This window comes from Hymenobacter cyanobacteriorum (genome assembly GCF_022631375.1).
Classification (GTDB): domain Bacteria; phylum Bacteroidota; class Bacteroidia; order Cytophagales; family Hymenobacteraceae; genus Hymenobacter; species Hymenobacter cyanobacteriorum.
Genome location: NZ_JALBGC010000006.1, coordinates 258663 through 279725 on the forward strand (window position 1 = coordinate 258663; position 21063 = coordinate 279725).

Annotated in this window: 18 protein-coding genes and 1 riboswitch; of the genes, 6 read left to right on the forward strand and 12 right to left on the reverse strand. The window is 64.0% G+C overall.

Annotation, left to right across the window (positions count from 1 at the left end):
- Window positions 1-397 precede the first annotated feature (397 nt).
- Entirely contained in the window at window positions 398-952 is a 555-nt protein-coding gene (locus tag MON38_RS20970) for a recombinase family protein (protein WP_241938112.1), read from the forward strand.
- Window positions 953-956: 4 nt separating this feature from the next.
- Complete coding sequence (locus MON38_RS20975) at window positions 957-4022, forward strand: Tn3 family transposase (RefSeq protein ID WP_241938113.1); 3066 nt, start codon at window positions 957-959, stop codon at window positions 4020-4022.
- Between the two features lie 36 nt (window positions 4023-4058).
- Here MON38_RS20975 and MON38_RS20980 read toward each other — a convergent pair whose 3' ends face one another.
- From MON38_RS20980 to MON38_RS21005, 6 genes are all read right to left on the reverse strand, one after another.
- Window positions 4059-4424: a DUF190 domain-containing protein gene (locus MON38_RS20980; RefSeq protein WP_241938114.1), complete on the reverse strand. Its 366-nt coding sequence runs from the start codon at window positions 4422-4424 to the stop codon at window positions 4059-4061.
- Complete coding sequence (locus MON38_RS20985) at window positions 4421-5767, reverse strand: voltage-gated chloride channel family protein (protein ID WP_241938115.1); 1347 nt, start codon at window positions 5765-5767, stop codon at window positions 4421-4423. The genes MON38_RS20980 and MON38_RS20985 overlap by 4 nt, the downstream gene beginning before the upstream one ends.
- A 60-nt stretch (window positions 5768-5827) precedes the next feature.
- Window positions 5828-5900: riboswitch (Fluoride riboswitch) on the reverse strand.
- Between the two features lie 39 nt (window positions 5901-5939).
- Window positions 5940-6365: a hypothetical protein gene (locus tag MON38_RS20990; RefSeq protein WP_241938116.1), complete on the reverse strand. Its 426-nt coding sequence runs from the start codon at window positions 6363-6365 to the stop codon at window positions 5940-5942.
- Between the two features lie 108 nt (window positions 6366-6473).
- Entirely contained in the window at window positions 6474-6680 is a 207-nt protein-coding gene (locus tag MON38_RS20995) for a hypothetical protein (RefSeq protein WP_241938117.1), read from the reverse strand.
- Between the two features lie 253 nt (window positions 6681-6933).
- On the reverse strand, window positions 6934-8106 hold the full coding sequence (locus tag MON38_RS21000) for an MFS transporter (RefSeq protein WP_241938118.1): 1173 nt from the start codon (window positions 8104-8106) through the stop codon (window positions 6934-6936).
- Window positions 8107-8115: 9 nt separating this feature from the next.
- Window positions 8116-9150 carry a YncE family protein gene (locus MON38_RS21005; RefSeq protein ID WP_241938119.1) on the reverse strand — a complete coding sequence of 345 codons (1035 nt, stop codon included), beginning with the start codon at window positions 9148-9150 and terminating at the stop codon, window positions 8116-8118.
- Window positions 9151-9310: 160 nt separating this feature from the next.
- Here MON38_RS21005 and MON38_RS21010 point away from each other — a divergent pair, with 160 nt between their 5' ends.
- Entirely contained in the window at window positions 9311-10336 is a 1026-nt protein-coding gene (locus tag MON38_RS21010; protein WP_241938120.1) for a PD-(D/E)XK nuclease family protein, read from the forward strand.
- A gap of 41 nt (window positions 10337-10377) precedes the next feature.
- On the forward strand, window positions 10378-11403 hold the full coding sequence (locus MON38_RS21015; RefSeq protein WP_241938121.1) for a hypothetical protein: 1026 nt from the start codon (window positions 10378-10380) through the stop codon (window positions 11401-11403).
- 44 nt (window positions 11404-11447) lie between these two features.
- Here MON38_RS21015 and MON38_RS21020 read toward each other — a convergent pair whose 3' ends face one another.
- The 4 genes from MON38_RS21020 to MON38_RS21035 are packed head-to-tail and all read right to left on the reverse strand — an operon-like array spanning window position 11448 to window position 17158.
- Window positions 11448-14648 carry an efflux RND transporter permease subunit gene (locus MON38_RS21020; RefSeq protein WP_241938122.1) on the reverse strand — a complete coding sequence of 1067 codons (3201 nt, stop codon included), beginning with the start codon at window positions 14646-14648 and terminating at the stop codon, window positions 11448-11450.
- Window positions 14645-15574 (reverse strand): efflux RND transporter periplasmic adaptor subunit, encoded by a 930-nt coding sequence (locus MON38_RS21025; RefSeq protein ID WP_241938123.1) that lies wholly within the window; start codon window positions 15572-15574, stop codon window positions 14645-14647. Before MON38_RS21025 ends, MON38_RS21020 begins: the two co-directional genes overlap by 4 nt.
- Window positions 15575-15601: 27 nt before the next feature.
- Window positions 15602-16921 (reverse strand): TolC family protein, encoded by a 1320-nt coding sequence (locus MON38_RS21030; RefSeq protein ID WP_241938124.1) that lies wholly within the window; start codon window positions 16919-16921, stop codon window positions 15602-15604.
- A 24-nt stretch (window positions 16922-16945) separates the two neighbouring features.
- Complete coding sequence (locus tag MON38_RS21035; protein ID WP_241938125.1) at window positions 16946-17158, reverse strand: hypothetical protein; 213 nt, start codon at window positions 17156-17158, stop codon at window positions 16946-16948.
- Between the two features lie 499 nt (window positions 17159-17657).
- Between MON38_RS21035 and MON38_RS21040 the strand changes: the two genes are divergently transcribed.
- On the forward strand, window positions 17658-18149 hold the full coding sequence (locus MON38_RS21040; protein WP_241938126.1) for a DUF6169 family protein: 492 nt from the start codon (window positions 17658-17660) through the stop codon (window positions 18147-18149).
- Between the two features lie 63 nt (window positions 18150-18212).
- On the opposite strand, the gene MON38_RS21045 is transcribed toward MON38_RS21040, so the two are convergent.
- Both MON38_RS21045 and MON38_RS21050 read right to left on the reverse strand, forming a co-directional pair.
- Window positions 18213-19505, reverse strand: coding sequence for a sensor histidine kinase (locus tag MON38_RS21045; protein ID WP_241938127.1), 1293 nt, complete (start codon window positions 19503-19505; stop codon window positions 18213-18215).
- Window positions 19502-20185, reverse strand: a complete 684-nt coding sequence (locus tag MON38_RS21050) for a response regulator transcription factor (RefSeq protein ID WP_241938128.1) — start codon at window positions 20183-20185, stop codon at window positions 19502-19504. The genes MON38_RS21045 and MON38_RS21050 overlap by 4 nt, the downstream gene beginning before the upstream one ends.
- 292 nt (window positions 20186-20477) lie before the next feature.
- Between MON38_RS21050 and MON38_RS21055 the strand changes: the two genes are divergently transcribed.
- Window positions 20478-20912: a hypothetical protein gene (locus tag MON38_RS21055; RefSeq protein ID WP_241938129.1), complete on the forward strand. Its 435-nt coding sequence runs from the start codon at window positions 20478-20480 to the stop codon at window positions 20910-20912.
- Window positions 20913-21063: the final 151 nt, after the last annotated feature.

Here is a 21063-nt window from a genome sequence, read left to right on the forward strand (position 1 = left end):
TGAGCTTTAGTTTAGCTTTTGTCTTTTACTTTATGATTAGCGGAGTTGAGAACACCTTTTAAAAGGTTAAGATGGGGTGCGTTAGGGGGGGAGCAATGGTACCATAAACACCCAGACCGACTGGTATGCTATTTTGAAGTAACAACTAATCCCTTCTAAGCCAAATGTATAAATATTATTCATAAATGCAAAGGACAGTCAGTTTTTTTTGCGTTCGAGTTATAAGGATACCCTTTAGGCGGACATGTCAACGCTCCTTACTTGAGCTGGTAACTGAGCCCAAAAAGGTACACCTTGCCGGCCCCCACCAATTGATGACTGCGGGATAGGCCAAGCTGGGGCCAGAAAGTGGGTTCACCTCCTTACCTTCGTGGCCCCACCTTGTTGACCCGTTTATATGCATTTCGGCTATGCCCGCGTCTCGGCCAAAGACCAGCACCTCGACACTCAGCTCGACCAGCTCACGGCCGCCGGCGTCGACCGCCTGTTTCAGGAAAAAATCAGCGGCACCACCACGCAGCGCCCGGTGCTCACCGAGTTGCTGGCCACCTTGCGCGCCGGTGACACGGTGACCGTGGCCCGGCTCAACCGGCTGGGCCGCAACAGCGCCCACATCATGCAGGTCGTGGCCGACCTGCACGCCCGCCAGGTGCGCTTCGTCGCCCTGGACCTGGGCATCGACACGGCCACACCGGCCGGGCGGCTGGTGCTGGGCATTTTCGCCGCGCTGGCCGAGTACGACCGCGAGAGCATCCGCGAGCGGGCAACCGCGGGCATCGCCCTGGCCAAAGCGCAGGGCAAGCACCTGGGCCGCCGCGCCGGGGTAGACGCGGCGAAGCTGGCCAAGGTGCAGGCCTGCCTGGCCGCCGGCATGTCGGTGCACCAAATTGTGGCCGCCACTGGCGTCAGTGAGTCGAGCGTCAAGCGCTACCGGCGCCAGCTGGCCCCGTAAGTCCGTGCGCTACCTCCCGCTACTCGACGCGGCCCAGCAGCGGGCGTTCGACCACCCGCCCAAGTGGACCGCGGCCCAGCGCAAGCTCTACTGCAGCTTGCCCGAATGGGCCGCCCAGGTGCTCGGCAGCCTGGTGACGCCCCACAGCCGGGGCGGTTTCGTGCTGCAGGTGAGCTATTTTCAGGCCACCGGCCGCTTCTTCTCCACCGACCGGTTTCGGGCCGCCGACGGCGCGTACGTACAGCAGCGCTACCGCTTGGGAAATGTTGAGTGGGCGCGCTACGACAAGGCCACCCGCTTTCACCACCGCCAGCTAATTCTGCAGCAGTTCGGCGTGGCCCCCTTCGAACAGGTCGAAGCCGCCGTGCGCGCGCAGGTGACCCACTTCGCCCGCCAGCAGATGAACACCGTGGCCGTGTTTCGCTCGGCCGTGGATACGCTGCGGGCCCGCCGCTGGGAAGTGCCCACCTACGCCGCGCTGGCCGGCGTCGTGACCGAGGCCTTCCGCACGGTCGAGCAGCAGCTGACCACGCAGTTGGCCGCGTTGCTCACACCCGCCGTGCGCCAGCAGCTGGATGCCTTGTTTACCACCGACGCGGAGGAGCCCGCTCATCCCCACCGGCCCTACCGGCTCACCACCCTCAAGCGCAGCCTGGAACTGATGCGGCCGAGCGCCATCCGCGCCAACGTGCAGGATTACGCCGTGCTGCAGCCCCTTTTTACGCAGGTGTACCCCGTGGTGCAGGCCCTGGACTTATCGGAGGAGGTCGTGCGCTACTACGCCCGCTACGTCGAACGGGCGCAGGTCTTCCAGGTGCGGCAGCAGGCCGACAAAAAGTACCTGATGGTGCTCTGCTTCGTGGTCTACCAGTACTACCAGGTGGGCGACCTGTTGACCGAAATGTTGCAGCAGGCCGTGCAGACCCACCGCAACGCCGCCCAACGGGAAACCCAGGAGCGCGTCTACCGCCAGCAGCAGGACACGGCCGGCCAGCTGCGGGAACTGCTCGACGGGGTGGTGCGCCACGGCACGGCCCTGGCCCAGCTGGAAGACGTGGCCTTTTCGTTTGCCCGCACCAACGCGGAGAAAGTAGCCGCGCTGCTGGCCTGGCTCCAAACCCCGGAGGTGACGGCCTTCGGGCAGCTGCGGCACACGGCCCAGCAGCTGCGCAAAACCGGCGGGGGCAGTGCCAGCGGACCCTACTACCAGGTCGTGGAAGAGCGCTCCCGCGCCCTGCAGCGACGGCTGGGCGAGATTCTGCGCCGCGTGGCCTACGAGGGCGCGGCCGACAGCCCCCTGGCGCACGCCCTGGCCCACTATCGGGCGCGCGACGGGCAGCTGGGCAGCCACCCGCCGACGGGCTTTCTGAAACCGGCCGAACGCGCGGCGCTCGGCGAAGCGGCCAGCCCCGTGTCGCTCTACAAGGCCCTGTTGGCGGGCCACGTGGCCGACCACCTGAAAGCGGGCAAGCTCAACCTGCTGCACTCGTTGCGCTACCGCCCCTTCGACACGTACTTGTTGGACGGGGCGACATGGGAGCGGCAGCGGGACGCGTTGCTGCAGCAAACCAACCTGCTGGAACTGCGCGCGGCCGGCCCCTGGCTCGACGCGCTGCAGACGAAGTTGGCTACCGCGTTTGCCGGCACCTTCGACCGGCTGGCGGCCGGCACCAACCCCGGCGTGAAGACGCGCGCCGACGGCCGGCCCCGCTTCCTCACGCCCGCCCGGCCTGCGGACGAGGAGGCGCCGCCGCCCCAGCCGCTGTTCCCCGGGCCAGGGCTTATTTCGTTGCACGAGGTGCTGCACACGGTCAACCAGGCGTGCCGCTTCACCGAGTGCCTGCAACACTGGAGCCCCCGCCACCGCCCGCCCCGTCCCGCCGAACGGGTCTTCTTTGCCGGCATCATGGCCTACGGCTGCAACCTGGGCCTGACGCGCATGGCCCACGCCACCAAGCACGTGGCCCAATCCACGCTGGAAAACACCGTCAACTGGTACTTCTCCCTCGATAACCTGCGCCGGGCCAACGACGCGGTGATAGCCCTCACGGGCAAGCTGCCCGTGAGCCGCTTGTTCCAGCGCGACCCGGGCCAGACCCACACGTCCTCCGATGGCCAGAAGTACTACGTGGCCGTCGATTCCATTCACGCCACGCACTCCTATAAATACTTCGGGCAGGAAAAAGGGATTGTTTCCTACGGCTTCCTCGACGACCGGCACCGGTTGTTTCACTCCGTCACCATCAGCGCCTCCGAGCGCGAGGCGGCCTATTTGGTGGACGGCATCTTGCACAACGACGTGGTGGAATCCACCATTCACAGCACCGATACGCACGGCTTTACCGAAGTCAACTTTGCCGTGACCTACCTGATTCGCGTGGCCTTCGCCCCGCGCATCCAGTCCTTTCAGGACCAGCAGCTCTACGCCTTTGCCGGCATGGACGTGCCGGACCTGGCCGCCTACGGCCTGGCCCCGGTCAAGCGCCTGGACCGGGCCTTGATTGAAGCGCAGTGGGACACGCTCGTGCGGCTGGTGGTGAGCCTCAAGCAAAAGCATGTGACGGCCTCTACCGTGCTGCGGCGGCTCAATTCCTACTCCCAGCACCACCCCGTGTACCTGGCCCTGCGCGAGTTGGGCCGGGCGGTGCGCACTGAGTTTCTGCTGCGCTACATGGACGACCAGGACCTGCGCAAGCGCATTGATGACCAGCTGGACAAGCTCGAAAGCACCCATTCGTTTGCGCGGGCGGTGTTTTACGGCCAGAACGGGCAGATTCCCTACGCCGGCAAGGAAGAGCAGCAGCTGGCAGATGCCTGCAAACGGCTGGTGCAAAACGTGATTGTGTGCTGGAATTGCCTCTACCTCAACCAATATCTACTCCAGGCCCCGGCGGCTGAGCGCCAGGCCGTGGCTGATGCCATCGCCGCCAGCTCGCCCGTGAGCTGGCAGCACGTCAACCTGCACGGCGAGTTCGATTTCTCGGAAGACGCCCTGAAAGATTCCCTCCGCTTCGACGTGGAGGCCCTTTTTGCCTTCGACTGGGAGTCTCCAGCGGCCCCGCTCGTTTAACCTTTGTACCAAACTTTTAACCAAGGCCAAAGGTACTCAGCGCTCCACGTTACCGCTCTCGCGCAGCAGCACCCGCACCTGGTCTAGAAGCTGCTGATGCTGCTCCAGAAACCGAGCAATCTGGTCGGGCGAGTCAATCAGCTCCACGCACTGCGGGTGCTTGACGGGCATGTGCTCGTGGTGCCCGTGGTGCAGGGCGTCGCCGCGCAGGTAGCCGGCCGTCACGTTGAATGACAGGGCCTGCTCGATGCCCAGCGCTTTGGCGGCTTTCAGCAGCTCGTGGGCCAGCGGCTGCCCCAGCAGCTTGCGCCAGCCTTGCCGGCCGGCGACGTGGGTGCCGTGCTCAAAGTAGAGCCGCAGCACGGTGTAGGGCGTGTGGGGTGGGGGCGTGGGGCGCTTCATGACTCGGCTTTACGGTTGGCGGCCGTGGCGCGGCCATTCTCGCGGTGGGTGGGGATGTTGCCCAACTGCTGGCCCTGCTCGCGGCCGAAGCGCAGGTGCTTGGCGTGGCCAATGACCTGCGCCGAGTAGATGCCCGTGTGGCCCGAAAACAGGTAGGCCGTGGCGCAGGCCAGCGCCAGGTACACCCCGGCGTGCGCGCCAAATAATTCCAGCCCCATCAGCGTGCAGGCCAGCGGCGTGTTGGCCGCGCCCGCAAACACGCCCACGAAGCCCATGGCCGCCAGTAGCGCCACCGGCAGCGGCAGTACCAGCGCCAGCGCCGACCCGAGGGTAGCCCCGATAAAGAACAGCGGCGTGACTTCCCCGCCCTTGAAGCCGCAGCCCAGCGTGAGGGCCGTGAGCACGAGCTTGAGCACAAAATCCTGCGGCAGGGCCGCCGTCTGAAACGAGGCCAGGATGGTCGGCACGCCCAACCCGATGTATTTGGTAGTGCCCAGCGCGAAGACAGCTAGTGCCACCAGCACGCCGCCCACCACGGGCCGCAGCGGCGGGTATTTAATACGCTTGAACCAGTGCGTAATCTGGTGGGTGAGCGTGGCGAATCCCCTTGCCGTGAGCCCGAACGCGATGCCGCAGCCCAGCGTGAGCACCAGGGCCAGCGGTGTGAGGGGCAGCGCGTCGAGCTGCGGGTAGTGCGAGTGGCCCACGCCCCAGGCCTTGGTCACCAGGTCGGCGCAGACAGCGGCCAGAAAGCTCGGCACGATGGCGTCGTAGCGAATCGTGCCAATCAGAAACACCTCCAGCCCGAACACGGCCCCGGCCAGCGGCGTGCCGAACACCGAGGCAAAGCCCGCGCTGATGCCGGCAATGAGCAGAATCTTCCGGTCGCGGGGGCGCAGGCCGAAAAGGCGGGTGAGCTGGTCGGCCAGCGTGCCGCCCATCTGCACGGCCGTGCCCTCGCGCCCCGCCGAGCCGCCAAACAGGTGGGTGGCCAGCGTGCCGAAGAGCACCAGCGGAGCCATGCGCAGCGGAATGGTGGCCTGCGGCCGGTGAATTTCGTCCAGAATCAGGTTGTTGCCCCGCACCACGCCCTGGCCCAGGTAGTGGTAGCTGGCCCCAATGACGAGGCCCCCGGCCGGCAGCAGCCAGATTATCCAGGGGTGGGCTTCGCGCCAGGCGGTAATCCAGTCGAGCGACAAGAGAAAGCCGGCCGAGGCCGAGCCTACCAGCACGCCCACGGCGGCGCAAATCAGCAGCCAGCGCAGCAAAAACAGCAAGTGAGGTGTTTGCTCAATGGCCAGCGAGGGCCGAAGAAAGCGGGGAAACGGGGAACGAAAGGCCACGGGCAAAGGGGAATAAAAAGCCAAAAAAAACCTACGCGCCGCAGGCTTCGAGGGCCCGTAGGTAGCGTAGGAATCATCAGCTCAACCCCGAAGCGTTGGCGGTTCACGGTGGAAATCCATCACCGAACTTGTGGGGCAAAGATAGAACATCGTGCCCACAATTCCGCCGGCTTTACGCGCCGGGCGCAAGTTGGTTGGTCAGGGCCACCAGCCGCGTCAGCGTGGCGTCGAGGTCCTGCGCGGCAGCTGGGTCCAGTGGGCCGTAGCCGTGCAGCTTGCTGCTGCGGCTGTCTTCGAGCTGCTCCCACAAAATAGATGCCTTGGTGGCAAGCAGGTGACGCAGGCTCACGGGCTGGCAGCTGAGCCCGTAGCGGGCGTGAAAAGCCGCAATTTCGGCCCGCCCGGCGGCAATGACGGCGTGCAGCTGCGTCCGCTCGGCGGGGCTCAGGTCATTTACCACGGGCTGGCTGGCCGAGGGGCCGGGGGCGGCCAGGGCCAGCAGCTGCTCGGCTTCCAGCAGCTTGGCTTCGACCAGGCGCACGAGCACGCCCAGCACGCGGCGGTGGGTTTCGGAAAGGGGAGGCAGGGGTTGGGCCATAAGCCCGGTAATACGGGCGGCGCGGCTAAACCGCCCAGCTAGCTTAGTGCGGCTGCCAGGTGAAGCTCACGCCGGCCGCACCGCCGCCTTAGTAAGCGGGGCGCAGGCTTACGTCGCACCCGATGGGCTTCCGCACCCAGCGGTTGCGGTAGTCGCCGAATACGCGCCGCACATCGTCGCGGCCCTAGTAGCTGCTGTAGAAGCCGTTGCCGTGGCGTGGATGGTGCTGATGCCGTAGCCGATGAGCACGGCCGGCACAATGGTGGCCTTGAATACCTTGCTCTTGAAAAAGGGCTTCTTGGCGAGGGCCGGCACCCCACCGGGGTTTCGTACTTGTGCAGGGTGTCAGGTTTGGCCACGGGTACCTACGCGGCGGCAGTGCCCAGGCTGCTCAGCCAGAGCGCCACCCCGGCCAGGGACGAATAAAAAGCAGTAAGCATACGTTCACGAGCCCCCGGCCCGGCAGCCCAACGGTGGGGGCGGCGGTAAGCGGCGGCAAGGTTCCGGCCCGACTTTGAGCACCTTTTGAGCTTTTCGCTAAGCGCCGCCTGCTACCTTCTAAGCCCGTTTATTCCAAGGCTACCACCCGGACGCGGGCCAGGTACGCGGCCACGCCCAGCGCCACGGCCGCCGCCAGCCCGAAGGTGGGCAGCGGGCCGTATCCCTGCCAGAGCAGGCCGGCCCCGGTGCTGGCCACCAGCGCCGCCAGGCTGCTGAGCCCGCCGAGGGTGCCCAGCGCCGCCCCGGTATCTGCCTTGGCGCAGAGCGTGCTCACCCAGGCCTTGCCCACGCCCTCAGTCGCCGCCGCGTACAGGCCGTAGAGGGCAAACAGCGCCCCGAACACCCACAACTCGTGGGCCAGGGCCACTCCGCCGTACACCCCGGCAAACACCAGCAGGCCACCCACCAGCAGGCGGCGCGGACCCAGCCGGTCGGCCAGGTGGCCCAGCGGCCAGGCGCTGAACACGTAGGTCAGGTTGTAGAGAATATAAAGCCCGATAACCGTGGGGGCCGAGAGCCCGCGCTGCCGGGCCAGCAGCAGCAAAAACGCATCGGAGCTATTGAATAGAGCAAAAACCAGCAGCCCGCCTACCACCCGCCGGTACGCGGGAGGGGCATGCCGCCAGTAGCCGAACGAGGCCCAGAACGGCACCACCGGCCGCCCCGAGGGCACGGCCCGCCGCTCGCGCAGCACCAGCGTGATGAGCACCGCCACCACGCCCGGCACGAAGGCCCACAGAAACAGCGGCCGGTACTGGCCCGGATGCGCGGCCAGCCAACCCAGCGCCGCCAGCGGCCCCAGCACCGCGCCCAGCGTATCCATCGAGCGGTGAAAGCCAAACACCTTGCCCCGGTCGGCGGGCGTAGTTTCGTCGCTGAGCAGGGCGTCGCGGGCGCCGGTGCGCAGGCCCTTGCCCAGCCGGTCGAGGGTGCGGGCCAGCAGCACCCAGGCGGGGGTGGCCAGCACCGCCAGCAGCGGCTTGCTGAGCGCACTCAGCCCGTAGCCCCACTGCACGAAGGGTACGCGCCGGCCCAGCCTATCCGACCACTGCCCGAAGTAGCCCTTGCTCAGCCCGGCCACGGCCTCGGCTATGCCTTCGAGCAGGCCGATGAAAAACACCGAAAAGCCGATGGACTGTAAATACAACGGCATCACGGGGTACAGCATCTCGCTGGCCAGGTCCGTGAACAGGCTGATGAGCGAGAGTAGCCACACGGCGCGGGTCAGGTACTTGGGCATAGCAGGTTGTTACGGCGTGGGCCGGTAGATGCGCAGGGCGGCGGGCTGCCCCGGCCGTTGCGGCAGGGCCACAAAGTAGCGGTCCAGCGCCGGCGAATACAGCGAGGTGCCGGCTCCCGACACCGTGGGCAGCAACTGCAGCACAGCGTAGCGGTCGGGCGTTTGCTGCTGCACCACCACGAGGCTGCCCGCCCCGCACGACACGTAGAGCCGTGCCCGCCGCGCGTCGTAGTACAGCCCGTCGGCATCGGCCGGAATGGGCAGGCTGGCCACCGGCCGGCCGTCGACGGTGGAGAGCACCACCAACCGGCCCGGCGCGCAGGCCACGAACAGGCGCTGGTGCGCCCGGTCCAGGCCCATGGGAATGTTCTGGCCGGCCCCCGCCACGGGCCACACCGCCACTGCCCGGCGGGTGGCGCGGTCGATGACTTCCACCTGATTTAGGGCGGGCTCGTTCACGTAAATGCGCCCGCCGTCCAGCTCAAACTGCTTGGCGTAGCCAGCCAGCGGAATCTCGCCCATCTTCATATTGCGGGCCACGTCAAGCAGGCCCAGTGCCCCGAAGGTCTTGCCCACGCCCACCACCAGCTGGTGGGCCAGGCTGTCGTAGCGCAGGTTGTTGCAGGCTTCGCGAAAGGCGTAGTGGCGCACCGACCGGTAGGTGCGGCCGTCCAGCTCCGTCACGCGCCCGTCGCCGCCGGTGGACACGAACAGGCGGTTGCCTTCGGGGCGGTACACCACCCATTTCGGCTCATCGAAGCCGGGCAGGCTGGTCAGGGCGCGGCCCGCCCGCACGTCGATGACTTCCACGGTGTGGTTGTCTTCAGCGGCCACAAACAGCCGCTGGCCGGCCGCGTCCAGCGCCATCAAATCGAAGCCGCCCTGCACGTTGGGCAGCGGCACCGTGCGCTCCAGCGTGAGCAGCGGCCGGGCGGCTGGCGGGCTGGCCGCTTCAGGCTTTTCTTCCCGACTGCCCGGGTGGCAGCCGCCGGCCAGCAGCATGAGCAGGGCAGCCCCCAGGGGCCAGGCAGTTTTGAAGGGCATAAACAGTGGGCTGAGGTGCGAATGGCCCAATATTCTGTCTTGATTCTGAGCAAGCTTTGAGCAGATTCGGCGGCATCGTGTCGAGCAGCGCTACTCGTGGATTCGATACCGGTAGCTTTGCTTTACTGCATAGGACCCAGCAAGCACTAAATAGTTAAGGATGAAGCCTAACCTCTTTTCACTGGCCACAAAAGAATTGTCGCAGGATAGCTTCTTCGCCTGGCTGTTACAGTGGGGCAATGCGGATTGTCGGCAGTACAGTAAGGCGCTGCACGAGGCCGCCCAGGATTTTATCCGGCTGCTGCTGCAATGCCCCGCCGACTACGAAATAAAGTATGTGGAGGCAGCCCGGCAGTGGCACGGCATTGACGTGTGGGCGGAGGTGAATGAAGAGTATTTCATTGCTATTGAGGACAAGACCAACACCGGCGAGCATTCCGAACAATTGGAGCGCTACCACAAGATTGCCACCGAGCATTACCAGGATACGGGCTTCAAGCTGGTGTTCATCTACCTGAAAACCGGCAACGAGAGCATTACGACGCTGAACGAAATCAGCGCCAAAGGCTACACCATTGTTAGTCGTAAGCAGGTGCTTGACCTGCTACTGACGCATGAGGTCGAAAACGACGTTTTCAATGACTTCAAAGAATACCTGTCGACTATTGAACAGCAGTCCAATTCGTACACCACTTTCAGCAATATAACTTCTGAGCGGAAGGCTGCGGAGGGATTTTTCGGCCGCCTTCAGGAGCTTGTTGGGGAGTGGAGTGACTGGCGCTACGTGCCCAACCCGACCGGCGGCTTTTTAGGCTTTTGGTACCACTGGCGCGGGACCGAGGAGTTTGATATTTACATCCAAATTGAAAATGCCTTTGCGAACGGGATAAAGGTAGTCGTCAAAATCGGCGATTGGACGCCCAGCGTGGACACCCTTTACGCCGTGTTGTACGGCCTCCAGCCCTACGCGAAGGCGCAGGGCCTCACCCTGCGCAAGCCGCAGAAATACCGGGTGGGGGCCACCTCCACGCTGGCCGTGCTGCACAATGCCTTCCTCGTGGATGAAGCCGATGAGCTGAACATGGGAGCCTTTCTGACAACGCTAGAGTCTTTGCAGCTGGTACTGGATGAATACAGTGCCACGGAGCGAGCGAAGGCCGCAGAGCGGGCTGAGGTTTCTGGCTAGTGGCGCGGTGGCCGAAATAGGGTTGAACCGCGCGTTTGCGCATGCCACAGGCTTTGTTCGGCTATATTTCCCGGATGATAAAAGTTATCGATGACCAGCGGACAATTCAACAGCTGCACCGGCGCTTCCTGCATAAGCTGGCAGATGAGTTTACTGAGCGAATTGCGTGTTGGGTAGGCTTCCCGAGCGGTAATTTCGCTGATACCGTCAGTTATTCGGAAGAACTAGACATCTGGGTTTCTTCTAATAATCAGCCCACAAAGTTTTGGAACGGCTTCGGCGTGGGCCGACCCAAACCCGGGTCCAACAATTCCTTGGTAGGCGAAATAAACTTCCCGTTTGAAACCATCAACAGAAGAATAGCCGGGGCGTTTGCCGTCGAAGACGGCGGCAAAATACTGGTATTACACCGGGGAAAGATTGGCGGGGGCAAGCCCGGCATTGGCAAGAACTACTTTACCGATAATTACACCGGGGAGTGGGTCAGGGCATGGGATGGGGACCGGGGAACTGATTTCTGCCTGGTTGCCGAGTTTGAATCGCCGCTCTTTGCCAGTCAGGTTGCGGACTTTATCAAGCAGATTCAACGCGTTAAACGCCTCATCAGCGATGATGAAGAGCGGGCCCCCTTCGACTTTTCCGACTTTATCTACTCGGAAGAAAGCCACGGGCAAATCCTGACGGAAAGCCGGGAGCCGACAACCATTAACCGGGTTCACGGCATTGTGGTGAACCGGCTCGCAGAGCTACTCGTCAGTCAGGGCTTGAAGGTGGCGAGGGACAAAAACCGGGACTTATTCATCCACCGGCAAAGTGAGGTGCTCATGCTGTTCGAGGTGAAAACGACCCTCTCAACCCAAGCCATGTGTACGGCCATGGGACAGTTGCTGCTGTATAGCGTTCCCTTCCCCAAACGGGCCTTTTTGGTGGCCGTATTTCCCCAAAAGCTGAGTCGTAAAGTAGCCAAGCGTTTTGAGGAGCTGGGCATTCAGGTGCTCTACTATGAGTGGGAAGACAAGAAGCCGAAGTTTTTAAACCTGAAGAAAACGCTGGCCCTACTGCCGTAAGTGGGCAATAGGGCCAGCGTTTCACAAACACCTGCCAACTCTTTTTACCCCCGCTCCGCCAGCTCCTGGGCGGCACTGCGGCGGTGGTAAATCAGACGCATGCCGGTAGGCAGCACGAATAGCAGCATGGGTAGCGCCACCACGAAGCCGCCGATGACGGCCACGGCCAGCGGCTGCTGCATCTGGGCGCCCAGCCCGATACCCAAGGCCAGCGGCGACAAGGCAAGGATGGCCCCGATGGCCGTCATCAGCTTGGGCCGGATGCGCAGGGCGATGGCGTAGCGGATGGCCGTGTCCACGTCGCCCGTCTCGCGCAGCGACTCGTAGAACTGGTGCACCGTGAAAATGGCGTTTTCGGCGATAATGCCCACTATCATGATGATGCCCGTGTAGGAGCTTACGTTCAGTGGAATACCGGCGAAGAACAGCCCCAGCACGCAGCCCGTGATGCCCATCACCGAGATAAAGAGCACCAGGGCCGAAATCAGCCACTCACGAAACAGGAACACCAGCACCGCGAATACCAGCAGGCTGGCCGTGAGCAGAATCAGCAGCAGCTCGCGAAACGAAGCCTGCTGCTCGGCGTAGGCCCCGCCGTAGACGATGGTGTAGCCGGGCGGCAGTGCCACCTGGCGGCCCACCTGCTGGCGGATGTCCTGAATGGCCGAGCCCAGGTCGCGCCCGTCGAGGCGGGCCGTGATGAGCGCCACCGACTTGAGGTCTTCGCGGCGCAGCTCCACCTCGCCGGGTACCACGTCGATGGCGGCGAAGAAGGGGAGCGGACGCACGCTGCCGTTGGGCAGGGCAATCACTTGCTTTTGCAGCTGCTCCAGGCTGTTGTGGCTGAAATCGACGTAGCGCAGCAGCACCTGGCGCATCTGCTCGCCGTCCTGCACCTGCCCCACCTGAATGCCGCCGAGCGAGCCTGCCTGGGCCGGCGAGATGCTGGCTTGCGCCGTGCCATTGCTCAGGGCCTGGCCGCCCACCAGGTTGCTGAGCTGGGCCTGAAAATCGAGGGGCGTGAGGCCGTAGCGGGCCAGCTTGGCGATGTCGGGCCGAAACACAATGCTGGGGCCGGCCGCCACCAGGCCGTCGTTGATGTCGGCCACGCCGGGCACGTTGCCCAGCACCTGGCCGATGCGGGCCGAGAGCTTTTCGAGCGTGGCCTGGTCGTCGCCGAAGAGCTTGATTTCAACGGGCTTCGAGCTGCTCATCAGGTCGCCGAGCAGGTCCGCAATGCGCTGGCCAAAGTCCACGGTGAGGGCCGGCTCGGTGGCTTCGATGCGCTGGCGCAGCTGGGCAATGACGGCGGGCGTGGTCAGCTTGTGGTCGCGCCGGAGCTGGATGAGGTAGTCGCCGTAGTTGGGCTGGCGGGTGTCGAAAGCCAGGCCGATGCCGGTGCGGCGCGAGTAGCTTTCCACCTCGGGGTGCTTTGTAATGATGTCCTTTTCGATGCGGCGCAGCACGCGGTCGGTTTCGGCCTGGTCGGTGCCCGAGGGCATGTGGTAGTCGAGCACGATGGTGCCCTCGTCGAGGTCGGGCAGGAAGCCCGTTTCGAGCTTGCCCGACGCCAGCCATGCCCCCACCCCCAGCCCCAGCAGCAGGACCAGCGCCAGCAGCGGCCGGGCAAAGAGGCTGGTCAGCCAGCTGAGCTTATCGGCCTGCTCCTGGGCCGCGTTGTGGGCGTGGGCGGTTTTGCCGGCGCGGTAGCCGATGAGCAGGTGCAGCACCGGCAGCAGCAGCCACGTGACCAGAAACGAGCAGACCATGGTAATCTGCATCGTATCCGACAATTCCTTGAAGAAGCTGCCCGCCAGCCCGCTCATCAGCCGGAAGGGAAAATGGATGACGATGGTACTCAGCGAGGAGGCCACCATCGCCGGAAACAGGCTGCGAATGGCCCCGCGCACCACCCGCACGTTGCTGTGGTCGGGGTGCTCCTCGTGGGTGCGGTAAATCTGCTCGATGATGACGATGGCGTCGTCAATAATGAGCCCCACCGAAGCCGCGATGGCCCCCAGCGACATGATGTCCAGCGTAATGCCGAACAGGTAAAGCATCAGCAGCGTGAAGCAGACCGTGACCGGAATGGTGAGCAGCACCGCCAAGCTGGCCCGCCACGAGCGCAGAAAAACTATCATCACCAGAATGGCCAGCGCCAGGCCTTCCACGATGCTGTGAATCACGCTGTCAATGCTGTCGCTCACGAACACCGACTGGTCGTAGTAGGGCTTGAGCGTCATGCCGGGGGGTAGGAGGCGGCGTAATTCGGCGGCCTTGGCGTGGGCGTCGCGGGCGAAGGTGGCCAGGTCCACGCCCTGCTGTTTCACGAGGTCGATAAGCACCGCGTCGTGGCCGTTGGCGTTGATGAGCACGAACTCCTGCTGCTCCTGAATGTCCACCGTGGCCACGTCGCGCACCCGCACGACGCGGCCCGAATCGGCGCGCACCACCACCTGGCGCAGGTCGTCGGCGGTGCCCAGGCGGGTGTCGGTGAGGGTGAGGTAGAGCCGCCGGAAGCTGGCCAAGTTGCCGGCCGAGAGCACGAAATTGCTGTTCGCAAACGCGGCTTGCAGCTGGGCCGCCGTCAGGCGCTGGCCCGCCAGCTTGGCCGGGTCGGGAATGACGACGAATTCCTTAGCCTTGCCGCCGCGCACCACCACGTTGGAGGCCCCGGGCACTTGCGAGAAGAGCGGCCGGGCCAGCAGGTTGCCGGCGTCGCGCAGGGCGATGGGCGAGCGCGAGTTGCTTTCCAGCGAGTAGCCCAGCACCGGAAACAGCGACTGGTTCATGGCTTCGGTGGCGATGGTGACGCCGGCCGGCAGCAGCCCCTTTATCTCGTTCACGCGGCTTTCGAGCTGGGCCTTGGTGCTGTACACGTCCACGTTCCAGTTCAGAAACACCTGAATCACGCACGAGCCCCGGCTGGTGCTGCTTTTCACCACCGTCACGCCCTTCACCCGCTTCACAGCGGCTTCCAGGGGCTTGGTCACGGTTATCATCATCCGGTCGATGGGCTGCTGCCCGGCGTCGGCGATGAGCGTGATTTTGGGAAAGGTCACCTCGGGAAACAGCGCCGTTTGCATCCGCGAATACGCAAACAAACCCACGGCCAGCAAGAGCAGGCCCATGAGCAGAATCGGCTTGCGGTAGGTCTGGAAATACGACGTCTCGGCCGGCTCGGCCGCCGTGGCGGCGGGCTGGGGGGCGGGCGCGGCGGCCGGGGTAGTGGTGGGCTCGCTCATCGTACCAGCTTCACTTTAGCGGTGTCGGCCAGCCCGTAGTTGCCGGCGCTCAGAATGCGGTCGCGGGGGCTGAAAACTGGGGTTTTAATCTCGATTTCGGCGGGATTCTGCACGCCCAGCGTCACGGGGACTTTCACGGCCGTCGAGTCGTTGACCAGCTTCATGACCCAGAAATGGTGCAGCGTTTCATCGGCCAGCACGCAGGCGGCGGGCAAGGTCTGGGCGTGGTCGCGCTGGGTCTGGGTGAGGCGCACCTGCACAATCAGGTTTTCGGGGATGACGCCCGGCGGGTTACTGGGCCGCACCAGGTACACCTCCGACTGGCCGGGGCTCACGCTGGCCAGCGGCGCGAGTACGGTGCCGGTGAGGCGGGTGCTGTCGGGCAGCACGATGGTGCAGCTCGGGTTGCCCTGGGCCAGGGCGTGGTACTCGTAGGGCAGGTTGAGCTGAAACACGAGCTGGCTGCTCTCCGCCACCGTGCACAGGGCCGTGCCTTCGAGCAGGTAGTCCCCGGCTTGCTGGACGTTGAGCACGCTCACGATGCCGCTGGAAGGTGCCGTAACCGCCACCAGGCCAAACCCTTTCAGGCCGGGGTCGATGCGCTGGACATCGCTGCCGAGGGCGCGGCGCTCCTTGGTTTCGAGGGTGAAGAGCACCTGGCCCGCCGTTACCCTATCGCCGAGGCGCACGCGCACGCCGGTGACGTAGGCGGCCACGGGGGCCGTGACGGTGCTCTTGCGCGGGTAAACGGAGGTGGCCGGAAACGTGCGGTACTGGGTTAGGGCCTGGGTGGCGACCGTGACGGCCCGCACCTGGGCGCGGGGCGGCGGGCCGGCCGCGTCATCCTCCGGGTCCTTGGAGTGGCAGGCGGTCAACAGCAGGGGGAGCAGCAGCCAATGGGCGGCCAGCGAAAGCGAAAAGCGCATAAAGCGAAGAAGTTTGGGCAGGCCGGCCTACCAGTTCCAGTAGTTGTAGGCGTTGATGAGCAGTAGGCGGTTGTTTTCCAGCAGCACCAGGTCGCGGCTGGTGAGGGCGAAGTTTTTAAGCACCTGCACGTAATTGATGACCGGGAGCTGCCCGGCAATCACCTCCTTCTTATAGGAGTCGAGCAGGCTGCGGTAGGTGGCCACCTGCTGTTGAGCCAGCGTCTGGCGGGCTTCCAGGGCGCGCAGCTCGTCGAGCAGGCGGGTGAGGCGCACCTGGTTCACGGCCTGAAAGTTCTGGCGGGCGTACTGCGAGGTGCCCAGCAGCACCCGCGTGCGGTCGCGGCTCAGCTGGCGCTGGTGCCCGTCGAAGAGCACCCACGAAAAGCTCAGCCCCGCGCTGGTGCCGAAGCGGTTGGGCAGGTCGGCCAGGGTCACGGCGTTGAAGCCGCCCGTGGCGAAGGCGTTGAGCTGGGGCCGGTAGCGCAGCTCGTAGAACTGCTGGGTCACGGCCACGTTCAGGCTATCGAGCCGAAACCGCTCGGCAAACAGCGACCGGGCCGGGGCCGGCCGCTGCAGCGTCAGGACCGGGGCCGGCAACAGCACCTGCGCCGTGTCACCCAGCCCGCAGAGTACGTTCAAATCGAGCAGGTCGCGGCGGTAGGCGGTCTGGTACGTGTTCAGGGCCAGCTGCTGGGTCTGGTATTCGAGCGTGAGCAGGGTGTAGTCGGACTGCTTGAGCAGGCTGGCCTCCACCAGCTTGCGCACCAGCAGGCGCTGCCGGTCCAGGATGCCGAGCAGCTCGCGCACGTAGTCGAGCTGCTGCACGTCCTGCCGGCAGAGAATGTACTGGTCGCCCACCAGCTTATCCAAGTCGTGCAGGCTTAGGCGGGCCGTGTTGGTGAGCACCTGCGCCGAGGTCAGGGCCTGCTGGCCGGACAGCGTGGCGCGGGCCGTGTTGAAGAGCGGCTTGGTGAGCGTGGCCACGCCCTGGTAGAGGCTGCCGTTGGTCAGGTTCACGTCGTAGCCGGAGTAGCGGTCGGCCCCTGCGCCGGAGTAGCGCAGCTCGGTACGGCCGCCCTCGTGCACCAGCACCGGGGCCACCAGGTAGTTGCCCGTTACCGTGAGATTGGCCTTGGTGTAGAAGGCCAGCATGCGCTGGGCTTCGAGCTGGGCGGCCTGGGTCTGGTTGCGGACATCCACGGCCAGGGGGCTGTTTTGCTGGGCCTGCGCCTGGTAAAAAGGCAGGTCGCGCACGGGCACCTGCGCCTGCGCCGGCCGCAAGGCGATGCTTAGCAGCAGGGCCAGCAGCCCGGCCGGGCGGAGTAGGAAGGGCAGAAAACGATTCATTGGTACAGTCAAAAGCACAGCCGGTTACGCGTCCAGTGCCCGGCACTGCGGGCAGCGGGGCCGGGTTTCTTCTTTCAGCTTGGGCTCGTAATACTGCCATTCCCCACTGGCCTTGATTTCCAGCCCAACGGGGCAGGCATCGTTGTCGTGGTAAGCGTAGCGCTCAGGTTCCGGGGCCGGGGCCATGAGCCCGGTTACGTGCGCGACGTGCCGGAAAAAAGGTTGGGTGCGGGCCATGCGGGTCAGAAGTGCCGGGGCGCGGGGGGCGCTGCCGGGCGGTTGAGCCGGCAAGCTATTGGCCAATTCTGAGCAGGTTCGGAGTATAGGCGCGCCGATGGCAGGCGCAGCCTTTTCGGCGGGAAAAGCCGTTTTGAACGAGCCCGCCCGCCGGTTTCTTTATAATGGGTCTGAACTTACCCGCCACCTCACGCGTAACTTACTGATAAGTCGCAAACATTTCCAAATTATTTTCGGGAAATATTTTTTATTTCGACTTTTTGTGCGTATATTTGGTGTAAATCAACTTTAACTTGCTATGAATAAGGCCCCGCCATAATTTAATTAGATTGCCCGAAGCTCACCTTTGTAAAGTGGAGTCATCAATTCCCAAACGACTATTTCGCCGTGGAAACTAAGAATCAAAAAATAACCGAGAAAAGCGTCATGCAACGAATGCTCGAAAAGAAAGAGCGTATCAGCGCCGAGCGCAAGCAAAATAAAAATTTGTCACCTTTAAATGAGATTAAAATCACCAACAACGTATCTTCTCATACCCCAACCTGATGGGGCAGAATATGAGACAGCTTATAAATTTATAACTGATGAACCAGTCGTTTACGATGCCTATTTCGTGGATGCGGCCGAGTTTTTTCCAGAAAACACGTTCGCCCCCGATGCCGTCATGTTCACGCTGGAACCCGAGGATGGTAACCTGCCTTCGCCCCGCGAAGACCCGCGAATCGGCCCTACGGTAGCTGCCGTGTTCGCTGAGAAGTTCGCAAAAAATAAAAACAGTGTCGTGTGTTTCATCTGCGCGTCGGAAGACAAAAAAGAAGTGCTCAGAGCGCGCAAATTTGATATAATGTTTGAGAGTCAAGATACTAGCAAAGACTTCATAAAAATTAAAATCAGAGAGAAAGGCATCTACGGCGCGGTTATCTACCACCGGGATAATCCGGCCGGCCCAGAAATAGCGGCGGCAGCCAAGCAAATGCTGTCCCCGTTTTAGAAAAGCAGAAAGGCTCCGGTTACCACCGGAGCCTTTTTTTGTGCGGTTGGCAATGAACTACCATTAACCTAATTGCACTGTGAACCGATGCCAGTTGGGGGCGAAGAAGGCATAGGCCAGCCCCAGCCCGCAGGTGTCGCACACCTGCCGCTCGATGGCCAGCCCCAGGCCTACCCCGCCGGGTGCGCTGAGCGCGTCCTTGCGAAAGCGGGCAAACTCCTGACCCACCGGCAAAGCCACGGGCCGGCCAGTGTTTTCAACCAACAGCTCTGCGTCCGTCAGGCGCACCCGGATGGTGCCGCCGGCCACGTTGTGGCGGATGGCATTGCTGAGCAGGTTGCTGACCAGGATTTCCAGCAGCGCCTGGTTGGCCCGCACCTCGCCCGGAGCGGTCAAGGCCAGCTCCACGCGCAGGCCGGCGGCCTCTGCCTGCTCGGCGAGCTGGTCGGCGATGCTTTCCACCACCGGGCGCAGGGCCACGGCCTCGTCGGCGGCAAACTGGTGGTTTTCCAGGCGCGCCAGCAGCAGCAGGCTGCGGTTGAGGCGGGCCAGGCGCTGGGTCACGGCCACCAGCGCGTCGAGGTGGCGGGCCTGGGCTTCGGTCAGGTCAGGGCTCTGGGCCAGCAGCTCCAGCTTGGTGTGCTGCACGGCCAGCGGCGTCTGCATCTCGTGGGCCGCATTCTCGGTGAACTCCTTCTGGCTGAGGAAAATGCGCCGGTGCTTGCTCAGCAACTCGGTGAGGGCTTCGTTCAACTCCCCAAACTCCTGCACCAGGCTGACCGCCAGAGCTACGGGCGTGCGCTGGTCGAGGCGGAAGCGGCGCAGTTGGGCCAGCGTCACATAAAACGGCCGCCACAGGCGCCGGGCCACGCGCTGCTGCACCAGCACCAGCCCGCCGAGCAGCACCACCAGCAGCCCGGCCTGCGCCAGCCCGATGGCGGCCAGCAAATCCTCGTCTTCCACCAGCGAGCTGCGCAACACTAGCCGGTAGGGCTGCCCCTGGTAGGCCACGGTGGTGAGGAGCGTACGGTAGGGCTCCATTTCGTGGGCCAGCGAGTCATAGCGCAGCTCGCCGATGATGCGCTCCGGCGCGGCCCGCTCCGCCCCCAGCGGCCGGATTTCCAGGTCGCGGTCCAGCCGCATCCACAACGCCAAATCGGCCGGGGCGGGCACCAGCGGCAGCTTTTTTACCACTTCCTCGCGGCGCAGCACCAGGGCCTCGTCCACGTCGGTATAGTAGAGCTGGCGCAGCACGTAGTAGAACAGGAAGGTGCCGGCCACCAGCACGAGGCCGGCGTAGGCCAGCTGGGCGCGCAGGGTGCGCAGCAGCAGCTTGCGGGGGCGGGGCGTGCTCATGCGGCGGGCAGCTCGAAGCGGTAGCCCAGCCCGTACACCGTGCGGATGCAGTCGCCCGCACCGGCCTCGGCGAGCTTGCGCTTGAGGTTTTTGACGTGGGTGTACACCGGCTCGAAGGAGTCGAAGTGCTCGGCGAGGTCGCCCGAGAGGTGCTCGGCAATGGTGGATTTCATTACCACCCGGCGCTGGTTGGCCAGCAGCAGCACCAGCAGGTCGAACTCGCTGCGGGTGAGCGGCAGCGGCTGGCCGGCCACGCGCACGGTGCGGGCCAGCAGGTCCACGGCCAGCGGGCCGGCCAGCACCACGTTTGAGCCGTTGAAGTGCCGCCGCCGCACCAGGGCCGCGATGCGGGCGCTCAGCTCGGAAAGGTGAAAGGGCTTGGGCAGGTAGTCGTCGGCCCCGAGCTGCAGGCCGGTAATGCGGTCGTCGAGGGCGTTGCGCGAAGAGGTGATGATGACCCCGTCGGCCTGGTGCCGGGCCTGCAGCTGGCGCAGCAGCTCCAGGCCGTCGCCGCCGGGCAGCGTCAAATCCAGCAGGATGCAGTCGTAGTCGTTGAGCAGCATCTTTTCCTCGGCCACGGCGAAGGTGGCAGCCACCTCGCAGCGGTACTGCTCGCCTTGCAGGTAGCTCACGAGGCTGGCCGCCAGCTCGGGTTCGTCTTCCACAATCAGGACTTTCATAGGGGGGAGGGCGGGGTTGGCCCAACAAGTATAGGCGGTCAATTCTGAGTAAGCCCGGAGCACGCGGCCCACGGGACTGGAAACCGCGGCGGCAGAGTTGCCGCCAGTGCCAGGGTTGTTGCTGGCACGGCAGGGAGCCTTTTTGCGCGGGTCAGCTGCCAGCGGGGGCTTGGTGTGCTTGCCCACGCTGGGTTTAACGAAAGAAGCCGCCAACGGCTCCTGACTACCTCAAAAAGAACTCAATATCGCCCGCTAGCTTTCCTTATAATTTAATTAACCCCTCTTTTTGCTCATGAAACAAGTCCTGATTTTGGCTTCTTTTGCCCTGGCACTCGCCGCCCCCGCCCACGCCCAAATGCTGAAGCCCGCCCAGGTGCCCGCCGCCGCCCGCGCCACGTTCAAAGCCAAATTTCCTTTGGTGAAAACCAACTCGTGGGAGAAGGAAGGCGACAAGTACGAAGCCGGCTTCAAGCAGAACGGCATCACCATGTCGGCCCTGATTACTCCGGCCGGGGAGCTGGTCGAAACTGAATCGGATATGTCGCCAGCCAAGCTGCCGGCCGCCGTGCGGGCCAAGCTGGCCAGCGACTACAAGGCCTACAAGGTGACCGAAGCGGCTGTGCTCGTCTCGGCCATTGGCACGACTACCTACGAAGCCGAAGTGAGCAAGGGCGGCAAGCACCAGGACGTGGTGTTCAACGCCGACGGCTCGCTGGCCAAGAAGTAACATTGGCCTTGATTAAAAGTTTGGTTCAAAAGATACTGTGATAAAGGGTTGCCGCTGGGGCCACTTTTTTCTATTTTTGAGTCTTTCAAGGAGAGCCTCATCGGTTCATCCTGCGTAGCCTCGGCCCGTTCACGTGGCCGGGGCTATTTCT